Here is a 19,524-nt window from a genome sequence, read left to right as displayed (position 1 = left end):
TTAAGTGGAGAAAGGTTATGCGCGAGGTGCCTCCGATCCGGAAGACTTTTCGCGAGAGCGTCATTTGGTCGGTCATTGTTCTTGTTGGAGTACTCCATTTTGGACTGTGCCGTGCCGGGGAGACGCGGCGCACACCGCCCAGCGCTTCAGCGGATACGAGGGTTGCAGTCCAGCGATTGGCGACGGACTTCACTCTACGGCCCAAGGTGAGCCTTTCAGCGGCCTTGCTGAGCGCTGTCCTGGAACCAGCCGCTACCGGCGCAGGCACTCCGCCCGAAGCTAACAGCGTGAAATCTTTCGGTGCCGTGGGTGACGGGATCCAGGACGACACGGCAGCCATCCAAAGATGCGTGGCCAGGGGTGGCGTTATTCTCTTCCCTCCAGGCACTTATCGCATCACAGCCCCGATCGAGGTCCGCCTTGCTGAAACAGGATGGATTGCCTTTGTTGGAAACGGTACCGCCCGGCTCGTTATGAATGGCCCCGGCCCCGCTCTCCGCTTTGTGGGCCAGCACCAGGGCACGGCCGACCCGAAAACCGTGCAACCACAGGTGTGGCAGCGTGAACGTATGCCTCTGGTGGACGGTTTGGAAATTGTCGGGGATCACGAAGAGGCCTGCGGAATCGAGGCCATTCAAACGATGCAACTGACCATCACACGGACACTCATCCGTGAAACGCTACATGCAATTCGCCTACACCGACGCAACCGGAATGTGATCGTCAGCGACTGTCACATTTACCATAATCGGGGCATTGGGGTTTATCTTGACGATGTGGATCTCCATCAGATCAACATTGTTGGCAGCCACATCAGTTACAACCAGGGTGGCGGTATCGTGGTGCGTAAAGGATATCTGCGCAACCTTCAGGTTGCGGGGTGCGACATTGAAGTGAACATGGGTCCCGAGGGCGAACCCACGGCAAATATTCTCATCGACAGCACGGAGAGCCTCTACGGTCATGCGGAGATTGCCATCACGGGTTGCACGATTCAACACACTCTCAAGGCTCCCGGCAGCGCCAACATCCGCTTCATTGGGTCGGACGCCAAAGGACGTTGGTGGGGGGCGCTTACAATTGCGGAAAACGTGCTCAGCGATGTGGTCACGAATGTGGAAATCGTCAACGCCCGCGGTGTATCCATCGTGGGAAACACTTTCTGGGGCGCAGGCGAGGAAGACCTTGTGCTCCGGAATTGCCGGAATATCGTGGTCGGCCCAAACTCCCTGGACCAGAATCCGAACTATGCCCATCAGGGGCCCTACCGCGGGGGTATTCGGCTGGAAGAGTGCCAGGATTGCGTTATCAACGCGCTACAACTGGCAGACATCAGCGGCAAAGAGGCCGCCATCGTGCTAAGAAACTGTTCCGGCCTGAATGTGACGAACTGCCAGATGACTGGATGCGGCCCGGTGGGGATTTTGCTTGACTGTGTCAGCCTGAGCCGACTCAGCGACAATCTCTTGCGGAGTCCGTCCAGTGAAGAAAGTCAACCTGGGGATGGGGCGTTTGTGGCCGTGCGGGCCGTGAATTGTCGGAACGTGGTCGTCACCAACAACCTCCTCCAAGGGAGCGTTGACTGCCCCGCCGATGGAGTCCTGCTCGATGGAAACGTTATTCTCTCCAGCGATGCTTCCCCGAAGCAATGAACCTGGCGGAGCGCAGGGATGGTTTCCCCGCCCTGCGTTGAATCTTCGTGATCGTACCGGCCGATCGCGCAAATAGGGGCCCGCGGCCACGTCAGGACAGCGTGACCGCGGGCGGATTCCTGCCAGGAGGAGGCGGCAAACTTTCCCGTGCGATGGGGCCTACCGGAATGGAGTCTGTACGTGACCGGTGATTAACCGGCGATTGATTTGAGCGGTCAGATGGAGGGGCCTGTGTTCAGGGGGTGATTCACCCAGCCGGTCCGGGAACAAACGTAGCCGGCGGCGGGGTTACGGTCGTCATGGGTGGTGTGCACGGGTCGCAGGCTCCGCCGATAACGGTGTCGGCACAGGGGTCAACAGGTGGGCATTCAATCACTGCGGCCGGCACGGCGGCCGTCGGCGCGAATAGGGCCCCGCGCCGGAACAGATTGCAGCGCTGACATCCCACAGCCATGGCCAGCAGAGTGAGGCCAACGGTCCAGATCATCACCTTCCGCATTGCATGTCTCCTTATTGAAATTCCGTTGCATCCTGCGAACTGGGTGAGCTTCGGAATCATGCCTTGAAAACCATAGCCCACAATTCACGTTGTGCAAATGCCGCAGTTGATTTTTGGGCACAAAACCGGCCGTTTTGCGTGACGGGAAAATCGGTTGTATGTTAGAGTAAAACTGCAACGGCCAGGCTCGCTAAGTTTCCGTAGGAGGACGCCGACCAACGGGCCACGCAACGTCGTAGGTTGGTGCTGAGCAAAGCATTTCACAGGTTTCCCACAAAGACAGGAGTGTCCTTGGAACAGGAGGGTCGAGTTATCCGGCAGGTATCATCAGGCAGGAAGCCTTCGGCTGGAGTGATTGTGCAACTTGAACGGCTCCAAACAGTTGGGAGGGCTTTCGCCAATGAAGACGGTTTGTTCAGGGTGGACGATTCGGTGGACACGCGTGCTGGCAGCAGCGGTTCTGACGGTTGTCGTCTCGGTGGCCCCCAACCAGAAAATCGTCGCTGCCGGTACCGCCGGCGAAAAGGCCGCCGCCCCGTCCGATTTGAACGCCAACCCGCCTGAGCCAACACTGGCCGGTAAGGCTCCGGCATTCTGGGTGATCAGCTCGCGATCGATTTCCTGGACCCAGCTCAAGAATCCAGCGGATGCGGTGTCTCAGCTTCGGTACTTCCAGGTGGACAGACAGGGCCACACGGCGTCCGCGGAAGAGCCTGAACTACAAGAGGCAGTTGGCAACGCCGAGACCCTATGGATCGTGGTTCACGGGAATCGGATGTCGTCGAGCGACGCCATACGGTTCATGTGGGGATTCCACGAAATTGTGAAAGACATGGATGGTCCTAAAATCCTATGGTCGTGGCCCTCACAACCCACGGTGAGGGGTCTTGCCCGAGACAGCCGACTCAAGGCCATGCGGAGTGTGCAGGAAGCAGCTTTGCTGACAGCATGGCTCGACCGGCTTCAACCAAAAGGGCGTGTCATCCTTGTCGGGTATAGCTTTGGCGCCAAAACCCTGCTCAGGGCATTCGCCGAAAGTGTCCGGACAACTCGTGTCGAAAACGTCCAAATCCTAGGCGGCGACGGTGAACCGTGGGTGCACACCGCCCAACGGGTCGAACTCCTGTTGATCGCGCCGGCCGCTGACGCTTCCGAATTGAACGAGGCTCTCCAGGCGGGAAAGCAGGTCCAAGTGCCGTTCAGAATTGCGATGACCGTCAACAGACTGGATCCGGCACTCAAATGGTACAGACACCTGTGGACATGCCGTGGCCCCAACGCCATTGGATGGATCCTCCCGTGTGTAGCGGCCGAGACCTCCCCGATGTTGCGGATTATCGACGTCACCGGTGAAGTTGGCCATACTCATCAGTGGCAGAGGTATTTCCAATCTCGCGGTGTCCAGGCGATACTGAAGAGTTCGCGGGTGAGCATCGAGGCCGCCTGTGTCACGCAATCAGGGGTAAATCGTTAAGAAAGTCTTCATATTACATTAACGCTCAAGGACGCGTCTTGCCCATGCTAGAACGGATTGCCTTTCTCAACGGGACCTTCCTGCCAGAGCGGGAGCTGGCAGTTTCGGTTGTGGACGCCGGTTTCGTCCTGGGTGTAACGATTGCGGAACAACTTCGAACTTTCCGAAGCACGATTTTTCGGGCGGAAGATCATCTTTCAAGGCTCTACCATTCGCTGGAAATTATCGGGCTGGACATCGGCTACACCGCCGAACAGCTCAAATCGGCGGCTGAATACGTTGTGGCGGCCAACCACAAGCTGATGCATCCTGCGGACGACATGGGCGTCTCCATTTTCGTGACGCCAGGTCGATATGCCGCCTACTCAGGCCCGGGCCCGAGCGTTCCCATCGTGGCCATTCACACATATCCACTTCCCTTTTATCTCTGGGCCGACAAGTACACCAGCGGCGAGTCGGTGGCTGTGGCCTCTGTTCGGCAGGTGCCTGTGGAGTGCTGGCCCAGGCAGCTTAAATGTCGAAGTCGCATGCACTATTACCTGGCAGAGAAGGAGGTGCGGCGGGTGGACCCCTCAGCGAGGCCCATTCTTCTGGATGCCGACGGAGGCGTGACTGAGGCCCCCACCGCCAACATCGTGGCTTACCATCGTGAGGAGGGTTTGGTGGCCCCGCCGGAAGAGAGAACTCTCCCGGGTATCTCGCTCAAAGTCGTGAAGGAGCTGGCCAGCCAACTGGGGATTCCGTTCTTCCACCGCTTTCTTACCGTCTCGGATCTCGAACGCTGCGACGAAATTTTCCTCACCAGCACTCCGTTTTGCCTTCTGCCCGTCGTGCGACTGAATGGGACGCCGGTGGGACAAACCGCCCCCGGAAAGCCGGGTCCAGTATACCGCCGCTTGCTCGCGGCCTGGAACGAAATCGCGGGCATTGACCTCGTCGCACAAGCCCAGCAGTTCCGTCACCGTGTATAAATGCTGCACAGTTACTATTCCCTTGTGCTTTTCCCCGCAAAAGATGTCAGATCCCGAGCCCGTTCCACTCAAGGGGCGTGTGCCCCTCTGCACGCTATCGTCAAAATCCAAGTCTGCCGCAAATCCGTCGCAACCGTCCCTTTATTGCATGTGACGACTGGCTATTTTCACGCGGTAAAACACCAGTTCTGACCTATAGTCTTCAAGGTGGTGTACTGCCCTACCTGCTCGCGCAAGTGACCATTCCGTTTTCCCCGAGATAGAACCTTCCGCGTTATACCATCCCTGAGTTGACCATCGTTCAAAAAACTCCCGGAAATGCCGGCGTGTTGAACGCGCAGCTACTTCCCGGGCAAAGGTAGAAAGATACGTGTGGAGTCCTTTGCCATGAGGAAACCCACAAGATTTCTCTGCAGGCGTGACCCTCCCGGTTCAAGAGCGAGAACGGGAGCGGTCCTCATTTTGACGGCCGTGATGCTCGCCGTCATTTTGGCCCTGATGGCGCTGGCCGTGGACCTTGGATACGTCGTTCTGGTTCGCGCGCAGCTTCAAGCCGCCGCCGACTCGGCCGCGCTGGCGGGTGCCTCCCAAATTGCCCACGGATTCGAAACCGTGTTCCAAACCGCAGATCGCTATGCTCGATTCCACACTTCCGGCGGACAGCCGCTGCGACTTCTGCGACAGGATGTCGAATTAGGAATCTGGGATGCGACCAGCAGAACCTTCACCCCGACGAACTCGGCACCCAATGCGGTTCGGGTTCGCGTGCGCCGGGATGCTCTTACCGGCAATCCAGCTCCCCTCTTTTTTGCCCGAGCACTGGGCCGACAGGCCGTGGATCTTTCCGCGGAGGCCATTGCCATGGCCAATCCACGGGATATTGCCTTCGTGGTTGATCTGTCGGGGTCCATGAACGACGATACCGAACCGGCCTGGGCCACCGACGTGGTCAATAGCACTTTCGGCTCGACGGGCTACGGCTCCATCGGCACGGAGCTTATGCAGCATGTGTTCGACGACTTCGGCTTCGGAAGGTTCCCCGGACAACTGGAACATATTGGTCAACCTTGGGGCGTCCCGCAGACCGATCTTGCGTACGCAGAGCTCACCAAAGACAATGGTCCGCTCACCCGGCCCAACGTTCCTCCGCGTTACCGCATCAATCCCACGGACGACGAACTGACGAGAAAATTTAAAGCGTATTCGGCAATCATCGACTACCAGATTGCCCGGGTCATGCCCAATGCCCGACCTGCGCCTGATAGCTCCCGTTTTTACAGCTATTGGGAAAAGTATCTCGATTACATCATCAAACCGGTGCAAGTTACGAGGGGATCGAGTCCCGGAAATGATGGTGGAGACGGCGGCGGTAGAAACGGAAGGGGACGCGGTGGTGATCGCCCACCGCCCATCGATCGGGGCGATGTCCGCGACCGTGGTCAGCGCGACGGAGCAAACAACCGCGGTCGGGAAGGCAATGGGGGAACCTCTCGTGAAAATCGGAACAACGGTTCAAACCAGGGGGCGGAAAACTCGCGCGGTCGAGGGACCGATCGCGAGGGTTCAGGCGGTTCGCCAGGGAGAGGTGGCGGCTCGGGAAATAGGGGTGGCAACTCGGGCGGCAATAACGGCGGTGGGGGCGGTGGCTCACCGGGCTCTCCCGGCGGTGGACCGATCGGGAATCAATTTCCGTCAAAATTTCTCGACCAGGCCTACGCTGCGCTCGACATTACGATGCCCACTCTCGGGCCGTTCATGCCACCCCAGTCCGGGGCGTTGTTCCTTCTGGCCCAAAGTGGTAGAGGAAATCGCGATTTCGGCCCGAATGGGCCGGAGCAGTCCTCGACTGGGGCCACGTCGTCGGGTGGGCCGGGACTGTGGCGGTCCACACCTGTCGGTAGCAGTGCGACAACCAGCGGCGGAGGAAACACGGGCGGTAATCGCTCCAACAGCGGATCCGTGTGGCTTCCACCCAATCAGAGTGCCGACCGGATCACGGGCATGAACAACCCCAATCGAAGCACATTTCCCAGTGCAAGCTCGCGGCTTCCCGAGCGGTACCTCAACAAGATCGGATATCTCACGTATGTCCAATTCATGATGGACTACGGACGCGATCTGAAACCGGATGGCGCCAATTTTGTTCCTCTTTCGCGCCACAGCCCGTACTGTCCGTACCATCTGGAAGATACCGATGGGGGCACCTTTCGGTTTCCTCCCCGCGAACAGCCAACGCATGCCGCGCGCCGGGCCCTGATTGCCGCAATACAGGTCGTCAAAGAGAGAAACCAGGGAATTCCGGATCCGAGCCAGCGGGATTGGGTGTCGATCATCACCTACGATTCGCTGAGCGGTGGCGGGCCTGTCATCGCCCAACCGCTGACCGGAGATTACGATGAGGCCATGGCGGTCTGCACCCGCCTCCAGGCATGCGGCGACAAGGGGGCTTCGACCGCAACGGAAGCAGGGCTCCTGGCCGCGAGGAATCTGCTCAAGCCGCGGACCGAAGGCGGAACGGGCCGCCGCGACACCAACAAGGTCGTGATTCTGCTCACCGACGGAGTCCCCAATCTTTATGTGAGTTCACCGGCCGAAATCAGAGGTTTTATCAGCCAAAACCCCAGTCCCGAGTACTACGGTGGCAGCGCCTATCCCTATGACGCAGCCCTTATGCAGGCTGCACGGATGCAACTGGATCACTGGTCGGTGTTCCCAGTGGGCGTTGGATTAGGGACCGATTACAACTTTATGGACCGCCTGGCGAGACTGGGCGGCACTGCCAACGACGACGGACAAAGTCCCCGTGGAAGCGGCAACCCCGCCGAATACGAGTCACGCTTGAGGGAGATTTTCGAAAGAATCATCGAATCCCCCAAAGTACGCCTGGTTAAGTAGCGCCATGATTGGCGACGGGATTGAACCCAAACCGGATGGCAATGGCTTTCGCGCATGAAAACACCATGAAATGCATTGCACGGCGAAGCACAAATGTCTCTTTCAAGAAATGCAAAAGCCGGTTTTCGAGCAATTCAATGCAGAATTTTTCGCGCAAGGGGCTTGCAAACGGGTCGGGGGCGCGCAATAATAAAAGTGCGTGAGGGGACCCTCACAGCGCAGCCCTTCGTAGGTCCCTGCCCCGCCTACGAAGGGCACTTTTTTTCTTGACGGCCGCCGCGCCAACCGCTCGCCATCTCGTGCCTTCGGGGTTTGGATAATGGAAGGATTGGCCGAGTATCTCGAAGTAGCCGCTCTCGCCGTAGTTCAGGGTCTGGGAGAGTTTCTCCCGATCAGCTCCTCTGGTCATGTGTTGGTCCTGGCCCACCTGTTCGACGCGTTGGCTCATCCGCTTCACGAAAAACTGACCATCAACGTGATGCTTCACCTCGGGACCCTGCTGGCTGTGATCGTTTACTATCGTCGGCGGATCGCCGCGTTACTCTCATCCGAGTCCAGGACACTATTCCTCCTGATTGTGGCGACGATCCCGGCCGCGTGCGCTGGGGTGGGTTACGAATTGTGGCTCAAAGACTGGCTGCTTGTGCACCTTGGCTACGATCCCCTCGACCATGTCTTGACGGCGGGTTTGATGTTTTTTGTGACGGGTGGGGTGTTGCTCAGCGTGAGACGAAAACAGGGCCTCAGGGAAGCCGGTCAACTCACCGTAGCTCAGGCCGTGTTGGTGGGGCTTGCCCAGGCGCTGGCCATCCTACCCGGATTATCGCGCAGTGGGATGACAATCGCTGCTGGCTTGGTTTGCGGCCTGAAGCGTGAGGAAGCCGCCAGCTTTTCCTTCCTTCTCTCCATTCCCACGATTGCCGGGGCCACCATCATTGAAGGCCGCAAGCTCCTTCATCCCGCCTCCATCGATGCTTCGCTGGGCCCGATCATGCTCGGCGTCGTACTTTCCTTTGCGATCGGCCTGCTGGCTCTCGCCTGGGTCATCCAATGGCTTGCCAAAGGTCGGCTGAGCTGGTTTGCCGGATGGGTCTTTTTCATGGGCACTGTTGTCCTGATATGGCAAATTGCCCTCCGGGCGTGATGGCGGGGTAATCCCTGCGGGATCCTTCACATTTCACGCCAGGCCGTTGGATCCGCCGCTGGGCGTAGCGCGTTTGCACTCTATTCGGCTTGCCCGGATGTGTCCTTTGCCCCGACAATGGAACAGTAACGTCTCGCAGAACACCTCGTGTGATGCTCCCACTACATGGAGGGAAATAATCCGATGCACCGACAGCTTTTGGGACTTATGTTGACGGCAGGGATATGGCTCTTGCCAAAGTTCCCAGTCCAGGCCGCTGAGTTGCGTACGGAAGCCTACGTCGGCCAACCGTTTGGCGTTGGCAAAATTGAAATGGACCTCATCCCGCAGCAGTTGCCTCGGCCGTTGGGACTGGAGGGCGTTCTGCTGGAGGACGCGGAGCATCGTGTGTTCTATCCTGTTATTGCTGGCCCACCACTGGGAGGCTTCTTTGCCGAGATGGTCGGCAGTGTCCCCAGGATGACGATCTATTTTCTTTTCCGAGGCGAGCAACCGCTGGATGTCAGCATCGGGACGCGGCCTCCCCAGTTGGTCCGAATAATTCCCCGAACTGATCCGCGCGGATACGAAAGGGCTCTGCGAGGCTGGTGGCGGGAATACGCGCAACCGCCGGGACTTTTTGAGTCAAAGCCCGATTATCCGCCTCTGGTGGCGCAGTATCTTCGGCTCATGCTATCGCAGCGTCTGGGACTCAAGCCTCCCCAAACGGCCTCGGAATCCTGGGAGGCGTGGTTTCGCGAACAACTCGGCCTCATGCTGAGCAGTGAACCGCTTCGCTTGAGAATCATGGAAGCTCGCTTTTTGTCACCGCAGGTTTTTGAAGGCACGGCCAACCAACCCCTGCCGTCCCCCTGGGATGAGCAACCACCTCCGGCAGTGGACGTCCCGCAGGATGTAGTCGTTGAACCCCTGGCCACCCATGTGCCGGTGGAATCGCTCTACATTCGATTCGGAAGCTTTAACAACTTTCTCTGGATTCAGGACACTCTGGCTCGGTGGGGGGGCGACATCCAGAATCTCGTGGCCCTGCGTTCGCTGAACTATGCCATCAGCCGACGCATTGAGGAGCAGCTCGTCCTGCGACAATCCGCACTCTCGCGACTGCTAGGAGAAACAATCGTGGCCGACGTGGCGATTGTCGGTTTCGACCTTCACTTCCATGAGGGGGCGGCGTTCGGACTGCTGTTTCAGGCTCGCAATAACGCACTGTTTCAGGCCAATCTGATGCAGCAGCGGCAGGAACGTCTGAAAAAGGGAGGGGTACGCGAGGAAAACCTGACGATCCTCAATCGCGCCGTCTCCTATTTAAGCTCTGAAGACGGAGCGGTGCGATCCTACTACGTCACCGACGGAGACTTCCATCTCGTGACCACATCGCGAAAGCTGGTGGAGCGGTTTCTGGAAGCCTCTGCCGGCCGTGGGCGACTTGCAGACTCGGCCGAGTTCCGTTTGGCGCGGGCGATCTTCCCTGTGAGCCGGCGCGATACCGCGTTTATCTATCTTTCGCGTGAGTTCTTTCGTAACTTGACAGGACCGGCCTACCGCATCGAGACACAGCGTCGGCTCCAGGCCCTGGCCGACATGGACATGGTCGAGCTTGCTCTTCTTGCGGCGGCTTGCGAGGGACACGCCTTTGATACGATTGAAGAACTCGTCACCCACGGCTATCTTCCCAACCGTTTCGGTCCGCGGGCAGACGGAAGTCGCACCGTCATTGAAAACGGCATCGTGCGGGACTCCTTGCGCGGCGAACGGGGCCATTTTGTCCCCATTGCGGATATTCGCGTGGAGCAGGCCAGTCCTCAGGAAGTCCAGCTCTATCGAGAATTTCTAGCCCACTACACCACTCAGTGGCAGCGACTGGATCCGGTCATCGTGGCCATCCAGCGGGAGTCAGTCGCTGCCAACCGGGAACGGATCATTGTGGACGCCCGGGTCACCCCACTGGCGAAAGAAAACTACGAGAATCTCGTCGCCAAAATGGGGCCACCCGACAAATACGAGTTGGCTCCGATTGAGGGAGAATTGGGACGTTTTGAAATCAGTTTGAGTCGCGGCCGACTGTTCGGTGGACTCTACGATATTGTGCCTCCCCTGGACATTGTGGATGGTCGGGTGGTGCCCACCGGGCGAATTCGGGACATTCTTATCGGTTACCTGGGAACAACGGGAGAGCTTGGAGTGCTGGGAAAAATCAATCAGACTTTCAGCACCCGACCCGATGCAAACGGTTACAGTCGGGGATTGTTTGGATTATGGCGGCGGGAAATGCAGGGCGTTACCGTGTTTTCCTTCCAGCCCGAGGTTTTGACCGCGGTGACGAACCAACTGCGGTGGCAAGAGACGGAACGAGAAGCTCATGTGCGGGTCTTCCTCGGCGATCTTTCGCACGCTCGAATCACGCCTTTGCTCAACCGCTTTGTTTACTGGCGGACGATGCAGACCTCCCTGGGAAACCTACGTTTTCTTCGAGATCTCGAACAACAGCTCCGCGTTCCCGGGAAAGAATGCAAGCGCGTAGCGGAATTTCTTTTTGACGCCGAGCTCCGCTGTCCCCTTGGCGGCGAGTACGTGTATCAGCCCGACGAGTTCGGCATTCCCCGCTGGACTTCGACATCGTTTGCGGATGGAAAGCCCCTGCCGCCTATGTCGGGCATCGATCCAACCTCGGGTGAGCCCCCGAGTGCGGGGCCGCGCCGCGAGGTTTTGCGGGAAAGACGCGATACGTCTGTCCAGCAGCCTCTGCCTGCCGTCAACCGCGTTGCGGAGTTCGTGCGTTCCCGATTGGGGAATACCCTCAACCAGAGGGAGAGCGAAACCCCGGAAGCAGATCAGGTGTCCGGCTCGCAGAAGTCTCCGTCGGGAGACAGCAAAGCAGACTCCAAGGAACCGTTTCTTGCTCCGCCTCTCAATTGGTTCCGTGGGTTAGAGGGAAATGCGATCATCACGCAAGAGGCCATCACAGCCCACCTGGAGATTCTTATGGAGCACGCCCCCTCCCGGTGATGTGCTTCGCTTTCATGGTTTGCGCTCGCCAGAGCTGGGACGCGGCTCAACCGGCGTTTTAGGCGGGGATGGCTCCTTGCCTCCTTGCCCGGCAACAGGACTCGTTGATCCCGACAGAATGTTTCCTAACCCTCTGCGGAGATACTCCGCACTCACTCCGTTTTTTAATCTTACAACCTCCACGGTCGTGGAGTTGGGCTCCGCATTGCGGTCAAGCTGGGTGATCAACTCGCGGAGATCATTCATCAGATAGACCGGCGCCGATACCACAAGGCAGTTGGACGTTTCATCGACGCCCACCGAGAGCAAACCTTTAAACCGTGGAGTGCGGGTATCGGAAAAGCTGTCGGGAAAGAAGAACACAATGCCCCGTTCTCCCGGTCGTTGATTCTCGTTGGGGCTCAGCAAATCCCGATACACGTCCTTAATCGCCGTGGCCATCTGAGATGCCTTGGCCCACCGAAGAGGAAAAATTTCTGTGACTCGTATTGATTGCCCGTCTGTCGGTGGAGGCTGATCGTAAAAGTCGATGATTTGTTTAATTTCCGCCAATTGCCGCGAATCGGCGTTCTGTACCACGATGGAATTTGTGTCCGTATCAGCGACAAATTTGATTGGGCGGCGTTGCGAAAGCCGCCCTTTTCGATCCCGGTCAGAGGTTTCGCTCAAGCTCCACCAGGGATCAAAACCCCAGAACGGGGATCGGCGTCGGTTGTTTTCTTCCTCAGAAAACAGTGATTCGAGAATCTTCACCACGTTATCCGCCCATGCATATCGCAGCCGAAATATCTGGTAGTCCGGCTGGGGCGGGATCACGTCCCGCAAAAACTGCTCCACCATATCCAGTGCCGTCGGATCAGGACATGTGAATATCAGTCGGCCGTCGGGCGTCTGATACACGGTGATCTCGGGTGCTGCCGGGAGTTGACCTTGTCCTTCACCTCTGCCTGTCAAGTTCCTCGAACTCCCGCTTTCTGGCTCATCCGAGACGCGAACTCCCCCGTTTTCCTCGCCCGGCCGGTGAATGCTCTGTGAACCATCAGAGGGCTGATCCCGCACCGCGGCGTCGTGCTGTTCTTTTGACTCGTCAGCCACCTGTGTGAGAACCGCCGCCCGAATACTGACCTGGCCATCACTACCACGACCGCTGCCACCATGAAACGGGGCATTTTGGCGTGAATCCGCCTGCGGCTCAGATGCACGGTCGTTACCGGTTGGAACATCTTGTTTCTGGTTTGGAGTTGGGGCCCCCGATGGCCTCTCCCACCCCGGCGTTTTTTCAACCCGCAGGGGATGAGGTGAAATCCGATTCCAATGCCGCTCAAGAAGTTGCAGTGCCGCGTCCGCCTGGGCGGGGTCACCAAACTCCAGCGTCCGGACCCGACCGCCCACCGAACCCGGCTCCGCAATCTCACCCAACTTGACAAGAAGTTTCTGCACTTCCTGAATCTCAATATCGTTGGCCCAGAGAAGCAGGCGGTTGTTCTCGACATCGGCATCCACACGGAAACGATTGCGATTGGTTGTCTCGGATTGACGGCGGGTCCGCTCCCAGGGAGGAAGCCACGGGGGGAGAGACTCGCTGGAGGATTCCTGGCCCCCCATCATGAATTCGATCGTACCGGCCACATAGTCGGCGGGAAGCCGGCGAAGCTGGATGACTTCAAAGCGTCGGCCACTCCCATCCAATCGTTCAATGACGGAGCGAATCGTGACATGATCCGCAAGCGGGGCGTAGGCAATGATCGCGTTGTTCTGTTTGTCCACTTCCAATCGCGTGCTTGGATCAAGTCCACCCAGTTCGCGGAGTGTTTTCACCAGAGGTTCCGGATCAATGGCGGCAAGCCGATAAACCTGAAAACGGTTCAAATGGGCGAGAATGGCGGTGTCCTGATCGGAGGGCACATCCAGCAGCTTGACTGCCTGTTCGATGATGGCCATTTTGTCGGGCGGTGCCTGAGCGATGATGGAGTTCCGCCGCGTGTTGACAACCAGATTCACATCGCTGGGCCGCCGCAACGTGGGCGGCGTCCCCTTCGCGCCAGGTGTCCCGGGAGCTCCTGGCATGCCAGGCTGCGCCACCGCTCCACCCTGCGCCGCTATCATCTGCTGGAGTTGCTGGAGTTGCTGCGGATTAACTCCCGGCGGCATAGGCGGCGCTGCATCGCGGATGCCGAGCAAGTCCTTCAGTTGTTGCAGCGTCTCTTCCGCCCGTGCGAACCGAAGCACAAACTCGCGAACCATCCGCTCCTGACCCGTGCCGGATTGCTCCTGCCGTAGGATCCTGGCAACCTCGCGGAGGTTAACGGCCAGGTCCATGGCCTCTAGCCGGTTCGTGGCCGAAAGAGGAAAGAGCTTACCTCTCGGACTGAGAAGCGGCTTGAGTTCGTCGGCTGCCTGATCGGCCAAGAGTGATTCTAGTTGAAAAGTGACGCGCACAAATTCAAATGCCGGCGTTTTTTCGAGTTCCTCCGGTGTCACGTGGGGTACAATGCCGGGATCGAGTTTCTCCAGATTGACCACGGTGAGAACCTCGCCCTGACGGATCATCGTATAGCCACGTTGAAACAGGTGCCAGTTGATAAGATTGCGAAGTTCTTCCACCGTGTATGCTTGCTGCGTTGAGAGATTCAAATAATCACCAGGCAGTTCCTGCCAGTCCAGGCTCATGTGGGAAAGGTCCGCGATCCATTCCAGGACTTTCGGCCAGGATTGGCCCCGGAAATTGACGCGCACTCGTCCCGCTTCCGACTGTTCCACGTTCCATTCCGGCGGCTCGCTCGGTTCTTTGGGACGTGTGATGGGAGGTGGCCCCTTGGGGGGTTCACTGCTCTTACCCTGTTCCTTGCCTGGTGGGCCACCGGCGGGGCCCGCGGCATTCTCAGGCCCCTTCGGGGAAGGTGTGGACTCAGGAGCCTGTTCCGCAGGTGGTTTCGCGATAAGTTTCGGGACGTCGCCGCCCGGATTCTGAACCGCTTTGGATTCGGTGGCGGTCCCCTCAGGCTGGGATACCATGACCTGCACCGCCGCATGGTTTTTGTCGATCGCCGAAGAAGCGGAGTCCTGAGCTACGATGCGGCCGGGCGGAAAGATAAATATGCAGCCAGAGACCAGGAGAAGACCCGTCACGCTCCTGATCCACTGCGGTATGCCGAATCGGTTCATGACTCCCACCCGCCACTGCGGTGTTCGCGAAAAAGCATCCTTTTACGGTCGATGCAGGTCGTCGAACAGAATAACCAACCCCTCTGGAGCTCGCCCTCTATTCATTATGAGTCCTTTTTAGTGCCGGTCCAGAAGTTTTTACCAAAAAACTTTCAGTCAATAATGCACGGCAATTGAATACCCATGCGCGATCTGACGTCGAAGAAAACCGAGTCGGTGCTAATTACAATAGCGCGTTGTGGTGTTATGTTTGTGTTGACGTGCAGCGATGGATTCTGGATGACCTGATAGGGAGGACCACCCATGCGACGACTGATGGTCGCGGTGCTCGTGTCGAATCTTCTGGGATGGTTTGTAGCAGCTTCGGCTTATGCGGGGCAACACCGCACGACCTACGGCCCTGGCGGTTGGGTTCCCGCTTTTAACGGCTACGATCTCAGCGGCTGGGTCGTGGAAGGAACCGCAACATACAAGGACGGTGATGTGGAAAAACCCGTTTGGTATGTGGAAGACGGAAAAATCGTCTGTGCCGGCAAAGGGTTTGGCTTTTTGCGATACGATAAATCGCTGTGCGATTTCCGCCTTTATCTGGAGTTCCGCATGTCAGAAAAGTGCAATAGTGGTATCGGAATTCGCGCGGACAAATTCGATCCGAAAAAGCCAGACACTCGCCCCAGCATTTCGGGCTTCGAGATTCAGATTTTCGACGATGCGGGTAAGGAGCCGGATGTGCACTCCAGCATGTCCCTCTATCGATACGTGGCCCCCAAGAAAAATGCGATTAAGCCTGCCGGGGAATGGAACTGGGTCCTCATCACCGCACGCGGAACTCATTTGGCAGTGATCCTCAACGGCCAGGTGGTTCAGGACATCGATCAGACGCAGTTCGACGCCATCAAAGACAAGCCGTTGTGTGGCTTCTTCTCCGTTCAGAACCATGGCGGCTACATCGAATTTAGGAACATCTTTTACAAGGACCTGACCCCGACATATGTGGCGCATGCTCATCGTGCGGGTCCGCTCGCCCGACTCGTTCAGCGGCTACGAGCGCATCGGACCACCGCGTCATGCGATTGTACGACCCCGTGAGACGAGTTCTCACATCAGCCAGCAGCGCACACAGACAGAGTTCTCACTTGCGGTGACACATGTGCATTTCCCTGAGGATGTCCGTCGTGTCATCGCGACTGGCAGGCACCGCGGGGTTTTTTATTGAGACCACCACCATGGCAAGCACGACTATCCGATTGATCACGCTGGGCTTGTGGTTTGCTTTCTTTGCAGCCGAGGCCACCGGAATCGCAGAAGAGACATCTCCGGTCCCAACAGGGAACATTGCCACGCGGAATATCGCGCAGCCCCTGGCGGCCAAGTGGCAACCCGGCCCATGGAACAGTGCCACCGCAACGATTGAGTGGTTGAAAGAAGATTTGCCCGAGAAAGAAGCGACCCACCCCGTCATGGAGATTACCGTCCATTATGATGGGACCGGCTTTCAGTTTGCTTCGCTCGAACCGGCAGGTCTCAAGATTCCGGGCACACTGAAAAAGGTCCGACTGTGGGTCAAGCCGATCCATCCCGACTACACATGGATCCTCAATTTCCGCGATGGAGAAGGAAAGGACGCCCTCAACGGCAAGAAGCTAGAATGGCCCCTCAATGCACCGACGGGGCAGTGGTCGTTACTGGAGTTTGCCATCCCACAGAATTGGAAGCACCCCGTTTCTATCGTTTCCATTGGCGCCCATAACTGGAATCGGCAAAATGTGGCGGGCGACGCTCGACTCCGGATTTATCGAATGGAAGTGGAAACCGATATTTCGGGCTTTCCAACGGGCGATCGGCCGCTGGAACTGCGGATCACAAGTGGCGCACCTCGAAACGTGTTTACCGAACCGGAGCCGGTCAACTTTCAAATTATTGGCGACAGCTGGCGGACAGAATCACTTCCCATAAAGGTCCGTGCGCAGATCATCGATGAACAGGGCACGATTCTTCATCAATCCGATTACTCTGCGACACTCCATGATCTCCAGGCCTGGGATCTGGTGTGGACGCCAACGCGGTTCGGACCATTTTTCGTAAAGGTCACAGCACAACTATCCGCCGGTGGTGCGCTCCATGCTGAAACTCGTTTCATTTATGTGCCCAAGCCGCATGCTTTATCGGCTGACGAAAAGTGGCGATCGCCGTGGGGACTGAACATTCATTCCGCCAGTGGTGGGGTCTCTTACGAATCGCTCCGCCGTATTGGCGTGGTCTGGGTGCGCGATTATTCGTACAACCGACAATGGTTGGTCAATGCTCGCGGGGCAGACGGCAGATACAACGGATGGCCCTGGTACCCACGGATCAATAAAGGCATCCAGGAGGCAGGACTCATGCTTCTTGCCTGCATGGGGGATTCCATTCATCCCTATGTTCAGAAGGGATTACTTGAACCCGATCGGCAGTGGAAATATGACCTCGTCCATATTCTGTGGGCGATGCCGGACTTTCCCGCTTGGGAACTTGACAACGAGTACGACTACCATCACGGAAAAGAGGAGCGAGCACGGCAGTGGCGAGCTTATCATGCTTATCACCGCATGTTTGCCGAGGTTGTCAAATTCATGAAGCCGGATTCCCTTGCCGTGGAACAGGGCACGGCGGGAATCCATCCAGAATGGGTGGAGCGGAGCATCCAAACCGGCGCGTTTGAGAAGATCGACGTGGTCAACGCTCATTTTTACTGCGGCGCGGAGCCCCCCGAGTGCAGTGTGGAAAACGCGAACGGTCCAGGCGATGAATCGGAGATGATGCTGATTTCGGACCGACTCCGGGCATTCGCGAAAGCCGCTGATTGTGACGGACGTGATCGTCAGGCCTGGATCACCGAATTCGGCTGGGATACGCGTGCCGGCTACGTCGTTACTGAGAAAGAGCAGGCCATCTACCTGCAACGGGGATACCTGATGGGCCTGGCCTGCGGCATTGATAAGATGTTCTGGTTCTGGGACTGGGACAACAAGGAAAAAGCCTCCACATATTTTGATGGCTGTGGGCTGTTCGACTATCGGAATGAGCCCAAACCGGCTGCCGCAGCGCTCGCCGCCCTCACGCATTTCCTGAAAAATCCCCATATTCTAGGCACATTCGACCTTCCGAAAGATGTGCAGGGCTACGTCATCCGAGACGGAGATCGGTTGTGGGCGTGTGTATTTCGACCACAGAAAAACGCCGACGAGGAAGAAGTCGATTTGCCCGGCACCGAGTTTTACGACATGTACGGCAATCGGCTTTCTGAGAAACCCCGTCGCGTTGGTGCGGCACCTCTCTGGATCAGTGGGTTCTCACAGGATGATCCCATCGTGGTCGAAGCTGGCTTCACCTGGGAAACGCCGCAACTCCTTTCCGCGGTTTGTGGGGAAACGGGCCGACTGGTGTGGACCACCTCCAACCAGACTTCCCAAACCCTCCAGGTGTCCTGGCGTTTGGAATCGTCTGAGGGATGGAAGGTGAGCCCAACGCGTGGTGAATTCACGGTAGCACCGAGTGAAAAACTTTCAATTCCCATCTCGGTGGAAATCCCAATTTCACTCTCCCAGCGGGAGCATTCGCTCGACCTGGTAGTTCAGGCGGGGAATGCGAAAAAAACGCTTCCCGTCAAATTTCACGTGATTCCTTCCGTGGAACTATCTGTTGGTTCGTTGGAACAGGAAGCAACCCACTACACAACGACGGTGCGAATCAGAAACAATTCGCAATCTGAGAAGACATTGGTCCTGGAAGGCAGTTTGCCGCCCGGCTGGACACTCGAACCCATTCGCTCTCCACTCCGCGTCGGCGCCAGACGGGAAACGGAAATCCCCTTGCGTTTGGCAATTGGCACGCATGACCTGCCGTCCACCCCGCCCCAGGTTCTTCTGAAAGATGAGAACGGGCAAACGGCTGCCGTGACCACAATCCCGGTGCCCTTTTGGCATCTGCCCCTGGTGGAAAACATAAAAATCGACGGACAATTCGAAGATTGGCCGTCTGGAGCGTGGTTACCGGATTGGCTGCTGGCGGCTCGCGGGACGGCGTTCCCCGTCCGGGTGGCACTGGGTTATAATCCCGCCGGAGTTTTCCTGGCGGTTCATGTCAAGAATCACAGTGGGGCAGTGACAGATCCCCGCGTCTTTTGGGCGCAGACGTGCGTGGAACTGTTTATCGATACGGCATCAGATGCCCGACCACGAAAATCCTACCAAGCGACCGACCACCAATTCTGGTTCTGCCCCCTTTTCGATACTGGCAAGGTCTTTGCCGGTCGCTGGAAACGTGGGACTGAAATTCCCGCCACAATTTACAACCTGCCCGAGGTTCGGGGTGTAAGTCGGAAAACAGAAGATGGCTGGCTGATGGAAGTTTTTTTGCCCGGCTCCCGGCTTCAAAGTTGGCATCCTGAAGCGGGGCGGACCGTGCGGGCAAACGTCAATCTCACCCTACCAGGGCCCCAGGGCCGGACTGAAATTTACTGGCCGGCCTCAAAAGGGGATGGCGCTCCCGATCGTCCTGAATTGTGGGGGGGGCTTCGGCTCCAATAAGAAACCGACTGTTGGAGAGACGCGATTGACCGCTTCCGCCGGACCGGGGGTTGCTTCGACTGCAATAGGAAACCCTCTCCTGGACACGCTGTCGCGATGTCTCCATCAGGAGCTTATCCGTCAGCCTGGTTTTCAGGATAAGCGAACGCA

10 protein-coding genes are annotated in these 19,524 nt (G+C 57.7%); 8 read left to right on the top strand and 2 right to left on the bottom strand.

Annotated features, from left to right (window positions below; genetic code table 11):
- Positions 1-17: 17 nt before the first annotated feature.
- Positions 18-1,652, top strand: coding sequence for a right-handed parallel beta-helix repeat-containing protein (locus tag THTE_RS16275; protein WP_168175879.1), 1,635 nt, complete (start codon positions 18-20; stop codon positions 1,650-1,652).
- A gap of 247 nt (positions 1,653-1,899) precedes the next feature.
- Here the strand turns inward: THTE_RS16275 and THTE_RS16270 are convergent, their stop codons facing one another.
- Positions 1,900-2,151 (bottom strand): hypothetical protein, encoded by a 252-nt coding sequence (locus THTE_RS16270; RefSeq protein ID WP_095416429.1) that lies wholly within the window; start codon positions 2,149-2,151, stop codon positions 1,900-1,902.
- A gap of 400 nt (positions 2,152-2,551) precedes the next feature.
- On the opposite strand from THTE_RS16270, the gene THTE_RS16265 reads away from it, so the two are divergent.
- The 5 genes from THTE_RS16265 to THTE_RS16240 all read left to right on the top strand — a co-directional run bounded on the left by THTE_RS16265 (position 2,552) and on the right by THTE_RS16240 (position 11,641).
- Positions 2,552-3,625 carry an alpha/beta hydrolase gene (locus tag THTE_RS16265; protein ID WP_095416428.1) on the top strand — a complete coding sequence of 358 codons (1,074 nt, stop codon included), beginning with the start codon at positions 2,552-2,554 and terminating at the stop codon, positions 3,623-3,625.
- 44 nt (positions 3,626-3,669) lie between these two features.
- Positions 3,670-4,596 (top strand): aminotransferase class IV, encoded by a 927-nt coding sequence (locus tag THTE_RS16260; RefSeq protein ID WP_095416427.1) that lies wholly within the window; start codon positions 3,670-3,672, stop codon positions 4,594-4,596.
- A gap of 387 nt (positions 4,597-4,983) precedes the next feature.
- Positions 4,984-7,491, top strand: a complete 2,508-nt coding sequence (locus THTE_RS16255; protein ID WP_095416426.1) for a TadG family pilus assembly protein — start codon at positions 4,984-4,986, stop codon at positions 7,489-7,491.
- A gap of 319 nt (positions 7,492-7,810) precedes the next feature.
- Positions 7,811-8,635 (top strand): undecaprenyl-diphosphate phosphatase, encoded by an 825-nt coding sequence (locus THTE_RS16245; RefSeq protein ID WP_095416424.1) that lies wholly within the window; start codon positions 7,811-7,813, stop codon positions 8,633-8,635.
- 183 nt (positions 8,636-8,818) lie between these two features.
- Positions 8,819-11,641 (top strand): hypothetical protein, encoded by a 2,823-nt coding sequence (locus THTE_RS16240; RefSeq protein WP_095416423.1) that lies wholly within the window; start codon positions 8,819-8,821, stop codon positions 11,639-11,641.
- Between the two features lie 12 nt (positions 11,642-11,653).
- On the opposite strand, the gene THTE_RS16235 is transcribed toward THTE_RS16240, so the two are convergent.
- Entirely contained in the window at positions 11,654-14,806 is a 3,153-nt protein-coding gene (locus THTE_RS16235) for a secretin N-terminal domain-containing protein (RefSeq protein WP_095416422.1), read from the bottom strand.
- A gap of 303 nt (positions 14,807-15,109) precedes the next feature.
- Here THTE_RS16235 and THTE_RS16230 point away from each other — a divergent pair, with 303 nt between their 5' ends.
- Entirely contained in the window at positions 15,110-15,895 is a 786-nt protein-coding gene (locus tag THTE_RS16230; RefSeq protein WP_095416421.1) for a 3-keto-disaccharide hydrolase, read from the top strand.
- Positions 15,896-15,981: 86 nt separating this feature from the next.
- On the top strand, positions 15,982-19,374 hold the full coding sequence (locus THTE_RS16225; RefSeq protein WP_095416420.1) for a hypothetical protein: 3,393 nt from the start codon (positions 15,982-15,984) through the stop codon (positions 19,372-19,374).
- Positions 19,375-19,524: the final 150 nt, after the last annotated feature.

This window comes from Thermogutta terrifontis (assembly GCF_002277955.1).
Classification (GTDB): domain Bacteria; phylum Planctomycetota; class Planctomycetia; order Pirellulales; family Thermoguttaceae; genus Thermogutta; species Thermogutta terrifontis.
Note: the sequence above shows the minus strand (reverse complement) of the source record. Positions and strands in the feature narration are given on the sequence as shown.